The following is a 16028-nucleotide window of genomic DNA, read 5'->3' as shown; positions in this document are numbered from 1 at the left end:
CTTCATGAACGAAGCTCACGCCTCGATCGGCACGCCCGCACGCTCGATCAATGCGGCGCAATCGAGATCGGCCTCGACCGTGCCGTAGGCCATGCCGTGACTACCGGCCAGCCGCGCATCGCAGAAGGCTGCGCCCACCCAGGCGGATTCGCCGGTCAGCAGGGTCTTGGCCTGCAGGGCACGGGCGACGCCCTCGGCCACGCGGCGTGCCTGGGTGGGCTTATCCGCAACTGTGGCCAACATGGTCTCGAGCGCCTTGCAGTGGGCATCGTAGGCCGGATGCGCGCCTTCGGCCTGGGCCAGTTCGGCACGCAGGGCGTCGACCGCGTCCGGGCTCTTGGCCATCGCGCGCAGCATGTCGAGACACTGGACGTTCCCTGAGCCTTCCCAGATCGAATTCAACGGCGACTGGCGGAACAGCCGGGGCATGATCGACTCCTCGACATAACCCGCGCCGCCGAGGCATTCCTGCGCCTCGTTCACCAGCGGCGGGGCGGCTTTGCAGATCAGATATTTGCCGACCGGCGTGGCAATGCGCGCCAGCAGTTTCTCGTGCTCGTTGTCGGACTCGAAGGCACGGGCGAGGCGCATCGACAGCGCCATGGCTGCCTCGGACTCCAGTGCCATATCGGCGAGAACCTGCTGCATCAGCGGCTGTTCGACCAGGCGCGCGCCGAAGGCCTCGCGATAACGGCAATGATGAATGGCCTGCACCAGCGCCTGGCGCATGAGGCCGGCCGAGCCGAGCATGCAGTCGAGCCGTGTCTGCGAAACCATGTCGATGATGGTCGGCACGCCGCGCCCGGCTTCGCCCACGCGATAGGCCTCGGCGTCGAAGAACTCGACTTCCGAAGAGGCGTTGGAACGATCGCCGAGCTTATCCTTGAGGCGCTGAATTTCGATCGCGTTGCGCCGGCCGTCGCGGGTCCAGCGCGGCAGCAGGAAACAGGACAGGCCCGTGTCTTCCTGGGCGAGCACCAGAAACGCATCGCACATGGGCGCGGAGAAGAACCACTTGTGGCCGGTGAGCCCGTGGCTGCCGTCGTCGCGGGGCGTGGCCCGGGTAGTGTTGGTGCGCACGTCCGAGCCGCCCTGTTTCTCGGTCATGCCCATGCCGATGGTCAGGCCGGTCTTTTCGATATGCGGTGTGAAGGTCGGGTCGTAGCTGTTGGCCAGGATGCCGGGCAGCCAGGCCTCGGCGATGTCCGGCGCATGGCGCAGAGCCGGCACGGCCGCGTGCGTCATGGTGATCGGGCACATCGTGCCGGCCTCCATCTGGTTGTGCATGTAGACGAGGCCTGAGCGCACGACCTGCGCTCCTTCACGCTGGGCGGTCCAGGTCAGCCCGTGCAGGCCGTGTTCCTTGGCCAGCGCCATGCTGCGGTGATAGGCGGGATGGAAATGCACCTCGTCGATACGATGTCCGTAGCGATCGTGGGTCTTGAGCTCGGGTGGGTTCTCGTTGGCCTCGAAGCCGATTTCGATCAGTTCGGTGCCGGCGATTGCGCCGTAGGTCTTGAGCCGATCCTGGCCCCAGTCGCCGCCTTCGCGCCGTATTGCCTCGGCCAGCGCGGTATCCGCGGTAAACGCGTTGTAGTCCACCAACGGCGGCGGCTGGTTGGTGACATCGTGAGTACGCAGGTTATGGCGAGGACGCAGCGGAATATCGGTCATGGTGTCGGGCGGTTACAAGCCGAGCCGCCGATTGTGCCTGATCGCACGAACCGTGAACGATACGCGTCGTTACCCTGTGGTTGCCTGAAGAGCGCGCATAAAAAAGGCCGACCCTCGGGTCGGCCCCTGTGGCACGGGGCATACCCCCGAAACCACCCGATACCGGTCAGGTAACGATTAGCCGTGACCGCCCTTGAGCGAGTCGGCGGTAACCTTTTCCTTGTTCTTCCAGTTCTGGCGCATCTGATCGAGCTCTTCGGCAGGCAGCGAGATCAGGCCCAGTTTCTTGAGCGCGCCCCGGTCGCTGGCCATCTGGTCGGACAGGAACAGGGTGACGTACTCGTCGAAGCCGCCGATCTTCTCGGCATGCGCGTTCTTGGTGTAGAAAAACATCGAACGCGAGATCGGATACTCACCGGACGAGATCAGCTCGCGCTTGGGTTCGACGCCGTCGATCTTGGCGGCCTGGATCTTGTCGCGGTTCTCCTCGAGAAAGGAGTAGCCGAAGATGCCGATCGCATTCGCGTTCTGGGCCAGCTTCTGCACGATCAGGTTGTCGTTCTCGCCGGAGGGCACGAACTTGCCGTCCTGGCGGATGGCCGGCTTCTCGCCGTTGTAGCCGTCGATGTTCTCGGCTCCATGTTCGATGACCAGCTCCTCGAAGGCGTCGCGGGTGCCGGAAGAGGTCGGCGGGCCATAGACGAGGATGTCGTAATCGGGCAGCGAGGAGTCGATGTCGCTCCACTTGGTATAGGGGTTGTCGACTAGCTGGCCGTCCTGCGGCACCTTGGCGGCGACCGCCTTGGTCAGCTGCTCACGCGACAGATCCAGAGCCGGCTCGCCGGACTTCTGGCCCACGACGATGCCGTCATAACCGACCATGACCTGGGTGATGTCTTCGACACCGTTGTCCTGGCACATCTTGAGCTCGGAGGCCTTCATCGGACGCGACGCGTTGGTCATGTCCGGGGTGTTCTCGGCCACGCCGGTGCAGAAGAGCTTGAAGCCGCCACCCGAACCGGTCGATTCGACCACCGGAGTACGGAAATCGGTGGTCGCGCCCATTTCCTCGGCCACATAGGACGAAAACGGATAGACCGTGGACGAGCCGACAATACGAAGCTGGGCGCGATCGAACTGCTCGGCGCTCTGGGCATTGTCACCGCTGGAGCCTTCGGCGTTGCCCTGGCTGGCCTCCTGGCCGCCGTTCTGGCCCTGGCCGCAGGCCGCCAGCAGCACAGTGCCCGCTGTGAGAGCCAGCAGTGATTTCGATCGTTTGTTGATCAGCGTTGTCAGCATGAAGAATCCTTTCGGTATGTCCGCCTGGCGGCATGATTGAGCGCAAGGCTGTCAGCTAAAGATGACAGTTTTATGACGTCGCGGTTCGGTCTGTCGACCCGCGTGCATCGGCGGGAAGGCGTGTAACGGGTGCAAAGTCGCCGATGAAAGAGATTTCCGGCGTTAACCAGTAACCGGTGGCGGCCTGCACGGTGCGTTGCGCGTGCATGATCAGCGCACAGACATCGGCCGCTTGGGCGTTGCCGTTATTGACGATGATGTTGGCGTGCCGCGGCGAGATCTGGGCGTCGCCACAGGCCAACCCCTTGAGCCCGCATTCGTCGATCAGTCGGCCGGCGCCGATGCCTTCGATCTTGCGGAAGATCGAGCCGGCAGACGGTTCGCTGTCCAGCGGTGGGTGTCGTTCGGCACGCCAGCGCAGGTTCTCTTCCATGATTCGGGTCAACGTTTCGGCAGGCGCCGGTTCGAGTTCGAAGGTGGCCGACAGCACGATGTCGTCGCGCGAATGCAATACCGACTGGTCGTAGCCGAACTCGAAGTAGTCCACGTCCACCCGCCGGCGTTCGTTGTCGGCGGTGAGCAGTTCGGCGGATTCGAGCACTTCGCCGATGAACATGGTGCGTTCGCGCTCGGGCGCGGGCGACAGGAAATGCAGGTTCTGCCAGAGCGCGCCGCCGACCGTCGACGGGATGCCGACGTAGTGTTCGAGGCCCGACAGGCCGTGCTCGACGGCCGCATCGATGAGGTCGGGGTAGACAAGTGCGCCGCTGGCGGCCGTCACGCAGGTGCCGTGGATATCGATCGCCTGGGCGTGGTTGGCGATCACCAGTCCCGCATAGCCACGATCACCGATGAGGATATTGGCGCCGCGCCCGAGCAGGAAGTAATCGACGCCCAGATCGCGCGCGACACGCACGGCCGTTGCCAGTGCCTCCGGTGTGCGGGCTTCGAAATAGAACGCCGCGGGCCCGCCGATCTGGAAGCTCGTACGCGCGGCCAGCGGCACGTCGCGCTCGAGTGCGCTGCCGAGGCGCTGGGCCAGGCCGCGCTGCTGCGCGGGCGTCGGAGTACGGGGTTTTCGCATGTCGTGCGCTGAGACCGGGTAACAGCCAAAGATAGTCGATGCCGAACCGTGCAAATACAAGGGCGCGAGCGCGATCGCCGCTGCGGATGTCGGCGGCCGCCGGGTTTCGCGTAAGCTGAGGCGAAACGGGGTTTACCAGAGGTTGTCTTGTCACAGTCGCAGCGCATCGTCGTGTTTGATCTCGACGTCACACTCACCCGCTACGACACGTTCCTGCCCTTCGTGATCGGCTATCTGCGCTACCAGCGCAAGCGGCGCAGCCTGTCGTTATGGCGGTTGGCGACGTTGCTGAAATTCTGGCGCTGGGGCGATCGCACCTGGGTGAAGACCCAGGTGCTGCGGGCGTTCATCGGCGGCCAGCCGCGTGACCGGGTCGAAGCCTGGGCCGATCGATTCGTCGAGGAGCTGCTGCAGGACGCCATGCGCGAGCAGGGCCTCGACCAGTTGCGCCGGCACCAGCAGGAAGGCGCACGGGTGATCCTGGCGTCGGCCAGTTTCGATATCTATGTCGCCCGGCTGGCCAAGCGTTTGGAAATCGAGGAAGTGCTGGCCACCCGTGCGGCATGGAATGCGCGCGGTCGCCTGGTGGGCATGGACGGCGAGAACTGCCGTGACGACGAGAAGCTGCGCCGCGTGAAGGCGATGGCCGACATGCCGGACGACGGCCGCGGCGTGACCGCCTATTCCGACTCCCACGCCGATCTGCCGCTGCTGTCCTGGGCCGAGAACGGCGTGGCCGTCTGTCCCTCCAAGCGACTGTTTCATCAGGTCGGAGGTCTGGGCCTCGAAGTCGCGCGCTGGTGAGTGTGTCCCAGGTGTTTCTGGTGCTCGCCGTGGGCTTGGCGAGCCTGGCCCAGATTCTGCTCAAACACGGAATGAATCAGGCGGCAGTGGCCGATGCCGGCCACGTCTGGTTGCGGCCCCTGCGCCAGCCCTTGGTGCTGGCCGGCATGAGCACGCAGGTGCTGTTGACCTGTTTGTGGCTAGTGGTGCTCTCGCATATCGATGTCAGCCTCGCGTTTCCGGTGCTCGCACTCAGCTATGTCGTGGTCGTCGCCTATTCGGCGTTGTATATCGGCGAGACGGTGGGCAAGCGGCGCTGGTGCGGTGTTGCGCTGATCGTATTGGGCGTGGGAGTGCTGGCCTATGCGGCTTGAAAAGCGCGCCCTGAACAGCGCCGGCCTGTTGGTGCTGTCCGTGTCGCTGATGGCGGCCGGCCAGTTGTGCATGCGCCGCGGCATGCTCGCCTTCGGGCCGATCGAGTCGCCCGCGGCGTTCGGCAACCTGGTGTGGGGCGGGATCATCGCGCCGATGAGCATCCCCTTTGTCTGGCTGGGCATGATCGTCTACGCCCTGGCGATCATGGTCTGGCTGCAGGTGCTCTCTCGCATGGATCTGAGCATCGCCTTCCCGCTGATGAGCCTGAGCTATGTGCTGGTCTATCTCGGCGCGGCCCTGTGGCCGGCGCTGGATGAGGCGATCACGGTCGGCCGGCTGGCCGGCACGGGCCTGATCATGTGCGGCGTGGCGATGGTCGCCGGCTCGCGACGCTGATTCAGCTGCCGTCCTCGGCCTCGAAGCCGCAGTCGGACGAGGAGGCACAGAACAATGCCGGTTGGTTGGGCGTCAGGCCGGCCAGGGTAATGGTCGGTGAGGCGAGGCTGATACCGAGCCCGTCGAGCAGCGGATCGAGAACGGGGCCTAGTGTGTTTACAGCAATCGTCTCGAGTACGCCGCTGACGCCGTCGAGCGCGGCGCGTAGTAGCGGCCGCGTTAGCCCCGTAAGCAGATCGCCCAGGCCGTCGAATATGCCGCCGAGAAGGCCGCCGCCTCCACCCGTGTTCAGCAGGTCATAGTCGAGGTTGATATCGCCGAGCAAGCCAGCGATATCATTAGTGCGCACAGTTTGGTCGCCTTCGAAAGTCTGCGGGAGCAGCGCCAGGTCGTCGATATCGTCGAACACGGCCTCGTAACGGTCATTGCCGAGCACTGTGGATACGGCGTCGCCGTCGTTGAAAAGTTCGGCCACTGTGGTGCCCAATACGGTCACGTCGGCACGTGCACCGGTATTGATCGAACCGTCCGGGTTCACGCTGCCGATGGCAGCTGCCGCTGTCGCGGTATCCGCAGACACCGTGACGGTATAGAAACGATCATCAGGCGTCGGACAATCAATACGCTCGAGGCGTGCTTCGCCCTGGGCGAGCTGTATCGCGATCGGCAGGTTCACTTCCGCGACATCCAGCAGGCCGCCAAGGCCGAGGCGAAGGGCGAGATCGACGCTCAGCGATGCCTGGGACGAGCGAACCACCGTGTAGTAGTTCTGGCCGTCGTAGGTACCTGCCGGGCCGATTTCAGTGCCTGCGGGCTCGAGTAGGCGCAGGCTGACGTCGAGCCCGCCGAGATTGGCCGGTAGCTCGGACAAAATGGTCGGCAGGCTGATCGCCTCTTCTCGGTCGACGGCCACCAGTTGCGCAGCGGCGTTGACGATGTTGCCGAGCGCGACCGATGCATCGCTGCCGACCGGGCCGGCCAGGCTGAGAATTTCGGACAACGGCTGGTCGCCGAGCGCGCTGCGGACGTCACCGATCACGCCACGGGCCAATGCGTTGACCCCGTCCGATACGTTGTCTAGTGCTTCGTTGACGGTTACCCGGGCCACGTCCTCGCTAGTGGCCACCCCCGCATCGATATCGAGCAGATCCGCAAGCGTTACCGAGGCATTGGCCAGGTCCCCGAGGCTGGCGACCTCGAGATCGACGTCGATCAGCGCCGACAGCAGGTCGGGATTTACCGCGGCGAGTGTGGTTCCGAACTGTATCGCCGCTTCGGGCTGGGCGATGGCGCCGGCAGAAGCCGAAAGCGTGATTTCGTTGTCGCTGAACAACGAAAACAGCGGGGCGTAGCTGTCGTCGGTGACGGTCAGACGCACGCCGTTGGGCCGTGTCGTGACGGGGGCGTCGGTCGCGAACTGGCGCAGCCCGGTTGCCTGATTGGTGGTCACAAGGCCTTCGTCGTAGCGCGTGATCGTGGGTGTCGTGTCTTCGTCCCGGCGTGCGAAGTTGCTGGTGACGCTCGCTTGTGCGGCTGCCAGCCCGCTGGCGCTATCCAGGTCGACGCGACAGCCGCTGGCCACGCGAGCGGCATCGAGGGCGGCGATATTGGCGGCCGACTGCAGCTTCTGCTGGGTGGCGTACAGGCGCCCGGTGTCCACGGCGAGCGCGAGCAGGGCCACCGCGGCCACGATGAAAGCCGCCGTCATGATGAGAATGGCGCCGCGCTGACGATGCGGGCGCCGCGAAGCGAGCGGGTTCACGGTCCGGGTTACCCTCGTGCGCAACGGATTGGCTCCGTACAGCGTAATCTGGAGACTGACTAACAGTATCGGCGGCGCGTACAGCGACTGAATACGGTGTCTGTGTGCAGCGCCGGGGCGAGCGCGTACACTTGCGCGCCTTCGAAACCGAAGACGAAGCGTGATGCCAACGCTGGATTACATCGTAACGCCGGTCGATGCGGCCGCCCATCGGTTCCGGGTCGTACTGCAGACTGACGTCGTGCCCGGCGACACGATCGAGCTCGCCTTGCCGAGCTGGATACCCGGCAGCTACGTGATCCGCGATTTCGCGCGGCACATGCTGTCGATTGCGGCCGAAAGCGGGGGCGAGGCGATCTACGTTCAGCCCATCGATCGACAACGCTGGCAATGCACGCCCGGTAGCGATCACCTGACCGTGGCCTGCGAGTTCTATGCCCGCGACGAGTCGGTCCGAGCGGCGTTTCTTGACGACACCCGCGGCTTCTTCAACTTCACCTCGCTGGCCTTGCGTCCTACCGGCCGAGAGAACGACGTCTGCCGGGTCACGCTCGATCCGCCGAGCGGCATCAGCGACTGGCAGGTCGCCACCACGCTGCCGGCCGTCGATGTCGACAGCCGTGGTTTCGGTGGCTACGAAGCCGAGAGCTACTGGGCGCTGATCGACCAGCCGGTCGCCATGGGCAACGCCATCGAGTACGTGCGATTCCAGGTGCGTGGCGTGCCGCATGCCTTCGTGCTGCTCGGCAGCCACGATGCCGATACGCAGCGTCTGGCCGCTGATCTGGCCGCGGTGTGCGAAGCCCAGGCGGCGGTCTTCGACGAACTGCCGGCACGCGAGTATCTGTTCCTCGCCCAGATCACCGCCAACGGGTTCGGCGGTCTGGAGCATTGCGAGTCCAGTGTTCTGCAGGTGCCGCGTGCGGCGTTGCCGTCGCGCGTGCCGGCCGCCAACGGCGAGTCGGTCCGCAGCGAGGCCTACGAGACCCTGCTCGGGCTGTGCAGCCACGAATATTTCCATCTCTGGAACGTCAAGCGTATTCGACCGCAGGCGGTGGCCGAGAACGATCTGCAGTCGGAAGCCTATTTTCGCGACCTCTGGGCCTACGAAGGCGTGACCTCCTATTTCGACGATCTCGGCCTGGTGCGCGCCGGGCTGATTTCCGAGCAGGGTTATCTCGACCGGCTGGCGACGCTCGCCACGCGCATCGACCGCACGCCGGGCCGGCATCGCCAGAGCCTGTCGCAGTCCAGCTTCGATGCCTGGCTGAAGTTCTACCGCCCGGACGAGAACACGCCGAACGCGGTGATCAGCTACTACGGCAAGGGCGCACAGTTCGCGCTCGGCCTGGATCTGAAGTTGCGCGTGGAGACCGACGGTGCGGTATCGCTGGACGACGTCATGCGCCGTGCCTGGGAAGTGCACGGTCGTGAAGACAGGCCGGTGCCGGAGCACGGTCTGGCCGCGATCGCGGCCGAGGCGAGTGGCCTCGATCTGGATATTTTTACCGAGTCCTATCTGGAGACGATCATCGACGCGCCCTGGGCCGACTGGCTGGGCTATTTCGGTATCGATGCCATGTTCGCGCCCGGCAAGGATGACGAAGCCGCGCTGCGCGGGCGTTTTGGCGTGCGCACGGGCGCCGGCGCGCAGCCGCGTGTGAGCCATGTGTTCGACGACACGCCGGCTCAGACCGCCGGCATCTCGCCACAGGACCGCCTGGTCGCGATCGACGGCATCGAGGTCGGCGCAAACCTTGTCGGCCAGCTGCGACGGTATCCAGCCGGGGCCGTGGTGGCGGTGCATCTGTTTCGTAGCGACGAGCTGCTGGTCCGCCATGTCACGCTCGGGCGAGCCGCGGCAGGTGAATGGAAACTGCGGATCGACGAGAATGCAGATTCTGCTGCTCATGCGCGACGCGCACGCTGGTTAAAAAATGCCCATTCGGCCTGAAGCCTGGATCGACCGCAGCGAGGCCGACACCCTCTGTGACCTGTTCGCAGCGCGTGTCACCCGTACACCGGATGCGCTGGCCTATCGTTTCTACAGTCCGCGCCGGCACGAATGGATCGAACTGAGCTGGGCCGAGGCGGCGGCGCGCGTGCAGCGCTGGCAGGCGGTGCTGGCCGAAGCCGGCGTGCAGCCGGGCGACCGGGTCGCGATCATGCTGCGCAACAGCCCGGAATGGCTGTGCGTCGATCAGGCCGTGATGGCGCTGGGCGCGGTCACGGTCGGCCTGTTCTGTGCCGATACACCGGCTAGCAACGCGCACCTGATCGACGACAGCGGCGCGCGTGTGCTGGTGGCGGTCAAGGCGCGCTGGGCCGAGCGCATTCTTGAAGCCGGCGATTGCCCGCAGCTGGAAACCGCGCTCGTGTTCAGCGGCGAAATTGCAAACGCCAAGCGCATCCGCCATGCCGACGAAGCGCTCGCGCGCGCGGACGAGGCCCACCATGCCGCGGTTTCAGCACGCTTCGACGATCTCGCCAGCTTGGTCTATACGTCGGGTTCGACCGGCCGGGCACGCGGCGCGATGCTCACCCACGCCAATCTGCTGTTCAACGCCCATGCCGTGGCCGACGCGCTGCCGGTGGTCGAGGATGAGCACGCGTTGTCGTACGTACCGCTGCCGCATTCCTACGAGCGCGTGGTCAATGCCTATCGGGCGATGATCACAGGCGCGGTGATCACCTTCTGCCGGCACCCGCGTTTTCTCGGCCTGACCCTGGCGCGGGCGCCGGTGACCACGCTGGTCGGTGTCCCGCGGGTTTATGAGCGTTTTTATATCGAGCTCAACCGCTGGCTGTCGCGACGGCCGCGTTATGTGCGCCGTCTGGTGGCGTTCACGATCAAGCTGGGCGAGTCGGTTTTCGAGCGCGAGCAGGGGCGCAGCCGGCGCCATATGCGGCATCTGCTGTGGCCCGTGCTGCGCCGCTTCGTGGCCCGCCGCTGCCTGCGCCTGTTCGGTGCCGACATGCAGTATGCGGTGTCGGGCGCGGCGGCCCTGCCGTACCCGGTCGCGCGCACGCTGGTCGGCCTCGGCGTGCCGGTGCTGCAGGGCTACGGGCTGACCGAGGCCGGCCCGGTGGTGAGCGTCAACCGGCTGCACGACAACGCGCTCGATAGCGTCGGCATCGTGCTCGACGGCATCGAGACCAAGATCGGCCCGGACAACGAGCTGTTGGTGCGCGGGCCCGGCGTGATGCGTGGCTACTGGAATGACGAAGCCGCGACGGCCAAGTCGCTATCGGCCGGGGGCTGGCTGCATACCGGCGACAAGGTCAGCCGGCTGGACAAGAACCGGCTCTATCTCACCGGGCGCATGAAAGAAGTCATCGTCATGACCACGGGCGAAAAAGCCTCGCCCGAGCCGATCGAGGAAGCACTGCGTCTGGATGAACTGGTCGAGCGCGCCGTGGTCGTGGGCGAGGCACGCCCCGTCTTGGCCGCGATCGTGAGCTGCCCGGCCGATGCGCTGGTGCCGGTGATGAAGCGGCTGAATCTCGACCCGGCATCGCCGGCGAGCCTGGCCAGTTCACGGCTGGAGAATTTCTTCATCGAGCGTTTTTCGCGACTGCTGGTCGGCTATCCGGCCCATGCGCAGATCCGGCGTGTGGCGGTTACCACCGACCGCTGGAGCCAGATCAACGGGCTCGTCACGCCGACCGACAAGACGCGTCGACGCCGGGTCGCGCGCTGCTATGCTCGTGATATTGCGCGTCTGTACGGCCGGCGCGCGCCGGGCGACAAGGCAGATGTGTCGCAGAATACGAATCTGGGGTAGGGGAGACAGGATTTGAGCACGGGATTGCTCGTCGCGCTGGGACTGGTCGCGGCATATCTGATGGGTTCGCTATCCGGCAGTCTGCTGCTGGCACGCGCATTCGGGCGCGCTGACCCGCGCAGCAGTGGCAGCGGCAACGCAGGCGCAACCAACGCATTACGTACCGGGGGGCGTGGCTATGGCGCCGCCGTGCTGGTGTTCGATCTGGTCAAGGGCGTGGTCGCGGCATTGCTTGTGCCGGCGCTGCTTGGCCTGGGCTTTGCGGCCGCACTCGCCTGCGGCGCGGCCGCGGTGATCGGCCATGTCTATCCGGTGTTCTTCGGCTTTCGCGGCGGCAAGGGCGCGGCCACGTTGATCGGCGTATTGCTGGCGTTGCTGCCGGGCGCGCTGCTGCTCGGTCTGGCTGTCTGGATCGCCACTCTGGTGGCAAGCGGCTATGTGGGTCTGGCGACGCTGCTGGGGATGGTCGGCGTATCGCTGGCCACGCTGTTCGCGCCGGCTGCCGGCCTGGCGGCCAAGGTGTTCGTGATCGTGATGACGGCGCTGATCTTCTACACCCACCGCGAGAATATTCAGCGGCTGCGCGCCGGCACCGAAAATCGGTTCGAGCGTGTGATGTTGCGGCGTCGGCGTTGATGACCGCACCGACGCTGATCTCGCTGCTGGCGGACGGCGCCTGGCATCGTGGCCCGGCGCTCGCCGAGGCACTGGGCGTGAGCCGCGCCGCCATATCGAGCCGGGTCGCCGAGCTGCGTACGGTCGGCTTGTCCGTGCATTCCGTGGCGGGGCGGGGCTATCGTTTGCCGGCCCCACTGGAACTGCTCGACGAAGACCAGATCCGGAGTGCGATGGGGCCCGGCGCCAAGCGTCTGGATGAGCTCACGGTGCTCGAGCGTACCGATTCCACCAACGCTGAGTTGGCCCGCCGGGGCGGCGACGGCATGCGAGCCTGTCTGGCCGAATACCAGTCGTCCGGCCGTGGGCGCGCGCAGCGGCCTTGGACATCGCCGTTCGGTGCCAATCTCTATGTCTCGCTGGGCTGCGACTTGGCCGGCCAGCGCGCGCCGCTGGGGGCGCTCAGCCTGGCCGTTGGCGTTTGTGTGGTCGAAGCGCTGGCAGCCCAAGGCGCGCAGTCGCTGGGGCTGAAATGGCCCAACGATATCTGGGCTGGCCAGAAGAAACTCGGCGGCATCCTGATCGAACACCGAGGCGAGCTTGGCGGGCGCGCACGGCTGATTGTGGGTGTTGGGCTGAACGTGACCATGCAGCGCGATCAGGCGAAAACGGTCGATCAGCCCTGGACCCGGCTGGCCGATCACCTGCCTGTGCTGCCGGGGCGCAACGTGCTCGCGGCGGCCGTGGTGTCGGCGCTGGTCGAGGCGGTGACCGGGTTCGAGCAGACCGGTTTCGATGCGTTTCGGGATCGGTGGGCGCGATTCGACGCGGTCCGAGACCAGCCGGTACGCGTGATCGAAGCGAATGGCGAGCGTTTCGGTTTTGCCCGCGGCATTGCTGATGACGGCGCCCTGCAGGTCGAGATCAACGGCGAGACGCGTCCGGTGTATTCGGGCGACGTGAGTCTGCGGCTGGCGCCATGAACCTGCTGGTCGATATCGGCAACACCCGCTGCAAGTGGGCGCTGGGCGTGGCTGGCCGGCTGGCAGAGACAGGCGTCATGGTGCGTGACGCCACGCCCGGCTGGGTCGAGGATCTGCCCACAACGGCGGTTGATTCGATAGTCGTCTCCAGCGTCGCCCAGCCTGAGGCGCTGGACGCGTTGGAGGCCTACGCCGCACGCCGCGGTGTGCCGCTACTGGCGCTTGCCAGTAGCGCGCGCTCCGGCGCGCTCGTGAACGCCTATCCGGAGCCGCAGCGCCTCGGCGTGGATCGCTGGATGGCGTGCATCGCGGCCGAGGCCGATGGCGAAGGCTCGGTACTGGTCGCCGATGCCGGCACGGCGCTCACACTCGATTTCGTCGATGGCCAGTCGCAGCACCAGGGCGGATTGATCACCCCGGGTGTGGCGACCATGCGCGGGGCCTTGCGGCGTCGGACACAGCTACGCCCGAGCAGCGAAGAGAGCGCGCCGGCCTGGCTGTCCACCAATACCGACAACGCAATCGCCGCGGGCACGCTACGCAGTGCCATCAGTCTGCTCGATACGGCCGTTCGCGATCTGGTGCCGGCACGCCTTCTGTTGACGGGCGGCGATGCCGCGTTGCTCGCACCGCATCTGACACACAGCTGGACACTGCGCCCCCATCTCGTGCTGGAAGGGCTCGCACTGCAAGCAGAGCGCGGGTCGGGGTAGCCATGCCGGGCATCAGGCGTCAGAATACGCGCCGTGGCGGCGCCCGCCGCTCGTATTGCGCCCAGCCGGCGTAGCTCAGTTGGCAGAGCAGCTGTTTTGTAAACAGCAGGTCATCGGTTCGAACCCGGTCGCCGGCTCCATCGCGCTTCTCGTGATTGCATCGCGCCGCGTTTGCTCTACGGGTCCTTTCGATTCGCGCGATATCGCCGCGTATGCCTATCCGGCTTTCTCGACAGTCGCATACGGCTTTTTCCGCTGAAAACGACTGCGCGGAGTCTGCTGCGTTTGCAAAGGCCCGTATTACCCTTTCGTCGGTGCGCCGAACGGCTCGAGATCGCGCCTTGCCGGCCGAGCCTTTGCGGGTCGGCACCGCTGCGCTGCACCATAGGTAATATCGATAACGCTATCGGCGGCCCCGATTTGACAGCTTTTCGGCGAAGTGTATTGCTGTATCAAACGCGTGTTTCCGCGACATGCCTATAAAAACAGATACACCGAGAATAAAGGTCGAAAAGATGGCGAGGAGTAACGGCAAGGCCGATCCCGAGGTCGTCGCGATCTGTGCCCGCCACCAGGCGAGCGACGGACCGCTGCTGCCGATTCTGCACGATGTACAGGCGCATCACGGCTACGTGTCGGACGAGGCCATCCAGCAGATAGCCGAGGAATTGAATCTGTCCCGTGCCGAAGTTTTCGGCGTGGTCACTTTCTATCACGATTTTCATCGCGAACCGCAGCCCACGCACAGCCTCAAGGTGTGCCGGGCCGAGGCCTGTCAGTCCGTGGGCGGGCGCGATGTCTGGGCGGCTGCCAGCACGGCGGCAGAAAGCGGTCAGGGCGATGTACAGCTCGAAGCGGTCTACTGTCTCGGCAACTGCGCTTGTGCGCCGTCGGTACAGATGGACGGTCGCACGATCGGTCGCATGACCGCCGAGCGTGTCAGTACATTGTTTTCGGCGGGTAACAGCGCCGGGGTGCCGTCATGAAGATCTATATCCCCGTCGATAGCGCGGCGGTCTCCATCGGTGCCAACGAAACAGCCGATGCGTTTGTTCGCCAGGACGCGATTGCCGACGCCGAGGTCGTGCGTACCGGCTCGCGCGGATTCTATTGGCTCGAACCAATGGTCGAGATCGAGCACGAGCACCGTCGTATCGGCTTCGGTCCGATCGAGGCGGCCGACGTGCCGGAGCTGGCTCAGGCCATCGCCGGTGGCGGCTTCGCATCCCATCCGCAGTACCTGGGCGATATCGACCACATGCTGCGCGAGCAGGGCCAGCGCCGGATGACCTTTGCCCGTTGCGGCGTGATCGAACCGACCGACTGGCAGTCGTTCGTGGCCAATGGTGGCAGCGCCGGTCTGCGCGCGGCGCTCGACAACAGCGGCCAGGCGATCGTCGACGCGGTGAAGGAATCCGGGCTGCGCGGGCGTGGCGGCGCGGGTTTCCCCACCGGTATCAAGTGGCAGACCGTGCACGACACGGCCGCCGAGACGAAGTATGTCGTCTGCAACGCGGACGAGGGCGATTCCGGCACCTATGCCGATCGCATGCTCATGGAAGGCGACCCGTTCACGCTCTTTGAGGGCATGGCGATCGCCGGTGTGGCGGTGGGCGCCGAACACGGGCTGATCTATCTGCGCTCCGAGTATCCGGATGCCGAGCGCGTTCTCAAGCGCGCGCTGGATGTCGCCCGGGCCGAAGGCATGCTGGGCGACGACGTGCTGGGCTCCGGCAAGTCCTTTGATATCCAGGTCCGCATGGGCGCCGGCGCCTATATCTGCGGCGAGGAAACCTCGTTGCTGGAAAGTTTGGAAGGCAAGCGCGGGCTGGTGCGATTCAAACCACCACTGCCGGCGATCCAGGGCTTCATGGGCAAGCCGACCGTGATCAACAACGTGATCACGCTGGCCAGTGTGCCGGCGATCATGGCCCAGGGCGCGCCGATGTATGCCGATCTCGGCATCAACCGTTCACGCGGTACGCTCACCATCCAGCTGTGCGGCAATGTCGCCCGCCCGGGTCTCTACGAGATGCCGTTCGGCGTGACGCTCGATCACCTGATCAACGAACTCGGTGGCGGTTCGGCCTCGGGCCGTCCGGTGCGCACTGCGCAGGTCGGTGGCCCGCTGGGCGCCTACGTGCCGGCGTCGCATTTCGATACGCCGCTCGGCTACGAGGAAATGGCCGACAAGAAGGCGATGATCGGCCACGGCGGCGTGGTGGTCTTCGACGACACCGTCGACATGATGCAGCAGGCCCGTTTTGCGATGGAGTTTTGCGATATCGAATCCTGCGGCAAGTGCACGCCGTGCCGGGTCGGCTCGGTCCGCGCACAGGAAGTCATTGATCGCATCATCGCCGACGACGAGCGTGAAGCGAATATCGAACTGCTGCGCGAGCTCTGCGACACGATGATCAACGGCTCGCTGTGTGCCCACGGCGGCATGGCACCGTTTCCGGTGCTCTCGGCACTGAATCATTTTTCCGAGGATTTCGGCGTCCGCGAACAAGCGGCCGTCACCAGCTAGCGCGCCGCGCTGGCTAGAAGAACAACGAG

14 protein-coding genes and 1 tRNA gene are annotated in these 16028 nt (G+C 65.5%); 11 read left to right on the top strand and 4 right to left on the bottom strand.

Features of this window, described 5'->3' with window-relative positions; all coding sequences use genetic code 11:
* Positions 1-15: 15 nt before the first annotated feature.
* The 3 genes from SADO_RS05135 to murB all read right to left on the bottom strand — a co-directional run bounded on the left by SADO_RS05135 (position 16) and on the right by murB (position 4057).
* On the bottom strand, positions 16-1674 hold the full coding sequence (locus tag SADO_RS05135; protein WP_353109760.1) for an isovaleryl-CoA dehydrogenase: 1659 nt from the start codon (positions 1672-1674) through the stop codon (positions 16-18).
* A 177-nt stretch (positions 1675-1851) separates the two neighbouring features.
* Positions 1852-2973: a PstS family phosphate ABC transporter substrate-binding protein gene (locus SADO_RS05130; protein ID WP_353109759.1), complete on the bottom strand. Its 1122-nt coding sequence runs from the start codon at positions 2971-2973 to the stop codon at positions 1852-1854.
* Positions 2974-3043: 70 nt separating this feature from the next.
* Positions 3044-4057: a UDP-N-acetylmuramate dehydrogenase gene (murB, locus tag SADO_RS05125; protein ID WP_353109757.1), complete on the bottom strand. Its 1014-nt coding sequence runs from the start codon at positions 4055-4057 to the stop codon at positions 3044-3046.
* 147 nt (positions 4058-4204) lie between these two features.
* Between murB and SADO_RS05120 the strand changes: the two genes are divergently transcribed.
* The 3 genes from SADO_RS05120 to SADO_RS05110 are packed head-to-tail and all read left to right on the top strand — an operon-like array spanning position 4205 to position 5611.
* Positions 4205-4861, top strand: coding sequence for an HAD family hydrolase (locus tag SADO_RS05120; RefSeq protein WP_353109756.1), 657 nt, complete (start codon positions 4205-4207; stop codon positions 4859-4861).
* The gene (locus SADO_RS05115; RefSeq protein WP_353109755.1) at positions 4858-5214 is read left to right on the top strand and encodes an EamA family transporter; all 357 of its coding nucleotides are present in this window, start codon (positions 4858-4860) and stop codon (positions 5212-5214) included. Before SADO_RS05120 ends, SADO_RS05115 begins: the two co-directional genes overlap by 4 nt.
* Positions 5204-5611, top strand: coding sequence for a DMT family transporter (locus SADO_RS05110; RefSeq protein WP_353109753.1), 408 nt, complete (start codon positions 5204-5206; stop codon positions 5609-5611). The genes SADO_RS05115 and SADO_RS05110 overlap by 11 nt, the downstream gene beginning before the upstream one ends.
* Before the next feature lies 1 nt (position 5612).
* On the opposite strand, the gene SADO_RS05105 is transcribed toward SADO_RS05110, so the two are convergent.
* Complete coding sequence (locus tag SADO_RS05105) at positions 5613-7397, bottom strand: pilus assembly protein TadG-related protein (protein ID WP_353109751.1); 1785 nt, start codon at positions 7395-7397, stop codon at positions 5613-5615.
* A gap of 139 nt (positions 7398-7536) precedes the next feature.
* On the opposite strand from SADO_RS05105, the gene SADO_RS05100 reads away from it, so the two are divergent.
* The 8 genes from SADO_RS05100 to SADO_RS05065 all read left to right on the top strand — a co-directional run bounded on the left by SADO_RS05100 (position 7537) and on the right by SADO_RS05065 (position 15999).
* Positions 7537-9327 carry a M61 family metallopeptidase gene (locus SADO_RS05100; RefSeq protein ID WP_353109750.1) on the top strand — a complete coding sequence of 597 codons (1791 nt, stop codon included), beginning with the start codon at positions 7537-7539 and terminating at the stop codon, positions 9325-9327.
* Entirely contained in the window at positions 9311-11158 is a 1848-nt protein-coding gene (locus SADO_RS05095; protein WP_353109748.1) for an AMP-dependent synthetase/ligase, read from the top strand. The genes SADO_RS05100 and SADO_RS05095 overlap by 17 nt, the downstream gene beginning before the upstream one ends.
* Before the next feature lie 12 nt (positions 11159-11170).
* A complete protein-coding gene (gene plsY, locus SADO_RS05090; protein ID WP_353109746.1) occupies positions 11171-11794 on the top strand; it encodes a glycerol-3-phosphate 1-O-acyltransferase PlsY in 624 nt (207 codons plus the stop codon).
* Positions 11794-12756: a biotin--[acetyl-CoA-carboxylase] ligase gene (locus SADO_RS05085; protein WP_353109744.1), complete on the top strand. Its 963-nt coding sequence runs from the start codon at positions 11794-11796 to the stop codon at positions 12754-12756. The genes plsY and SADO_RS05085 overlap by 1 nt, the downstream gene beginning before the upstream one ends.
* On the top strand, positions 12753-13469 hold the full coding sequence (locus SADO_RS05080) for a type III pantothenate kinase (RefSeq protein WP_353109742.1): 717 nt from the start codon (positions 12753-12755) through the stop codon (positions 13467-13469). Before SADO_RS05085 ends, SADO_RS05080 begins: the two co-directional genes overlap by 4 nt.
* A 64-nt stretch (positions 13470-13533) precedes the next feature.
* A tRNA-Thr gene (locus tag SADO_RS05075) sits at positions 13534-13609 on the top strand.
* Between the two features lie 375 nt (positions 13610-13984).
* A complete protein-coding gene (locus SADO_RS05070) occupies positions 13985-14455 on the top strand; it encodes an NADH-quinone oxidoreductase subunit NuoE family protein (protein ID WP_353109741.1) in 471 nt (156 codons plus the stop codon).
* Positions 14452-15999 (top strand): formate dehydrogenase beta subunit, encoded by a 1548-nt coding sequence (locus SADO_RS05065; RefSeq protein ID WP_353109739.1) that lies wholly within the window; start codon positions 14452-14454, stop codon positions 15997-15999. The genes SADO_RS05070 and SADO_RS05065 overlap by 4 nt, the downstream gene beginning before the upstream one ends.
* The last annotated feature ends 29 nt before the right edge of the window (positions 16000-16028 follow it).

The organism is Salinisphaera dokdonensis CL-ES53, from assembly GCF_040361215.1.
Taxonomy (GTDB): domain Bacteria; phylum Pseudomonadota; class Gammaproteobacteria; order Nevskiales; family Salinisphaeraceae; genus Salinisphaera; species Salinisphaera dokdonensis.
This window is presented reverse-complemented; position numbering and strand designations above follow the sequence as displayed.

Excerpts from the sequence above, each read along its gene's own strand:
- SADO_RS05135 (WP_353109760.1), bottom strand. The coding sequence starts at position 1,674 with ATGACCGATATTCCGCTGCGTCCTCGCCATAACCTGCGTACTCACGAT.
- SADO_RS05130 (WP_353109759.1), bottom strand. The coding sequence starts at position 2,973 with ATGCTGACAACGCTGATCAACAAACGATCGAAATCACTGCTGGCTCTC.
- murB (WP_353109757.1), bottom strand. The coding sequence starts at position 4,057 with ATGCGAAAACCCCGTACTCCGACGCCCGCGCAGCAGCGCGGCCTGGCC.
- SADO_RS05110 (WP_353109753.1), top strand. The coding sequence starts at position 5,204 with ATGCGGCTTGAAAAGCGCGCCCTGAACAGCGCCGGCCTGTTGGTGCTG.
- SADO_RS05100 (WP_353109750.1), top strand. The coding sequence starts at position 7,537 with ATGCCAACGCTGGATTACATCGTAACGCCGGTCGATGCGGCCGCCCAT.
- SADO_RS05095 (WP_353109748.1), top strand. The coding sequence starts at position 9,311 with ATGCCCATTCGGCCTGAAGCCTGGATCGACCGCAGCGAGGCCGACACC.
- SADO_RS05085 (WP_353109744.1), top strand. The coding sequence starts at position 11,794 with ATGACCGCACCGACGCTGATCTCGCTGCTGGCGGACGGCGCCTGGCAT.
- SADO_RS05080 (WP_353109742.1), top strand. The coding sequence starts at position 12,753 with ATGAACCTGCTGGTCGATATCGGCAACACCCGCTGCAAGTGGGCGCTG.
- SADO_RS05070 (WP_353109741.1), top strand. The coding sequence starts at position 13,985 with ATGGCGAGGAGTAACGGCAAGGCCGATCCCGAGGTCGTCGCGATCTGT.
- SADO_RS05065 (WP_353109739.1), top strand. The coding sequence starts at position 14,452 with ATGAAGATCTATATCCCCGTCGATAGCGCGGCGGTCTCCATCGGTGCC.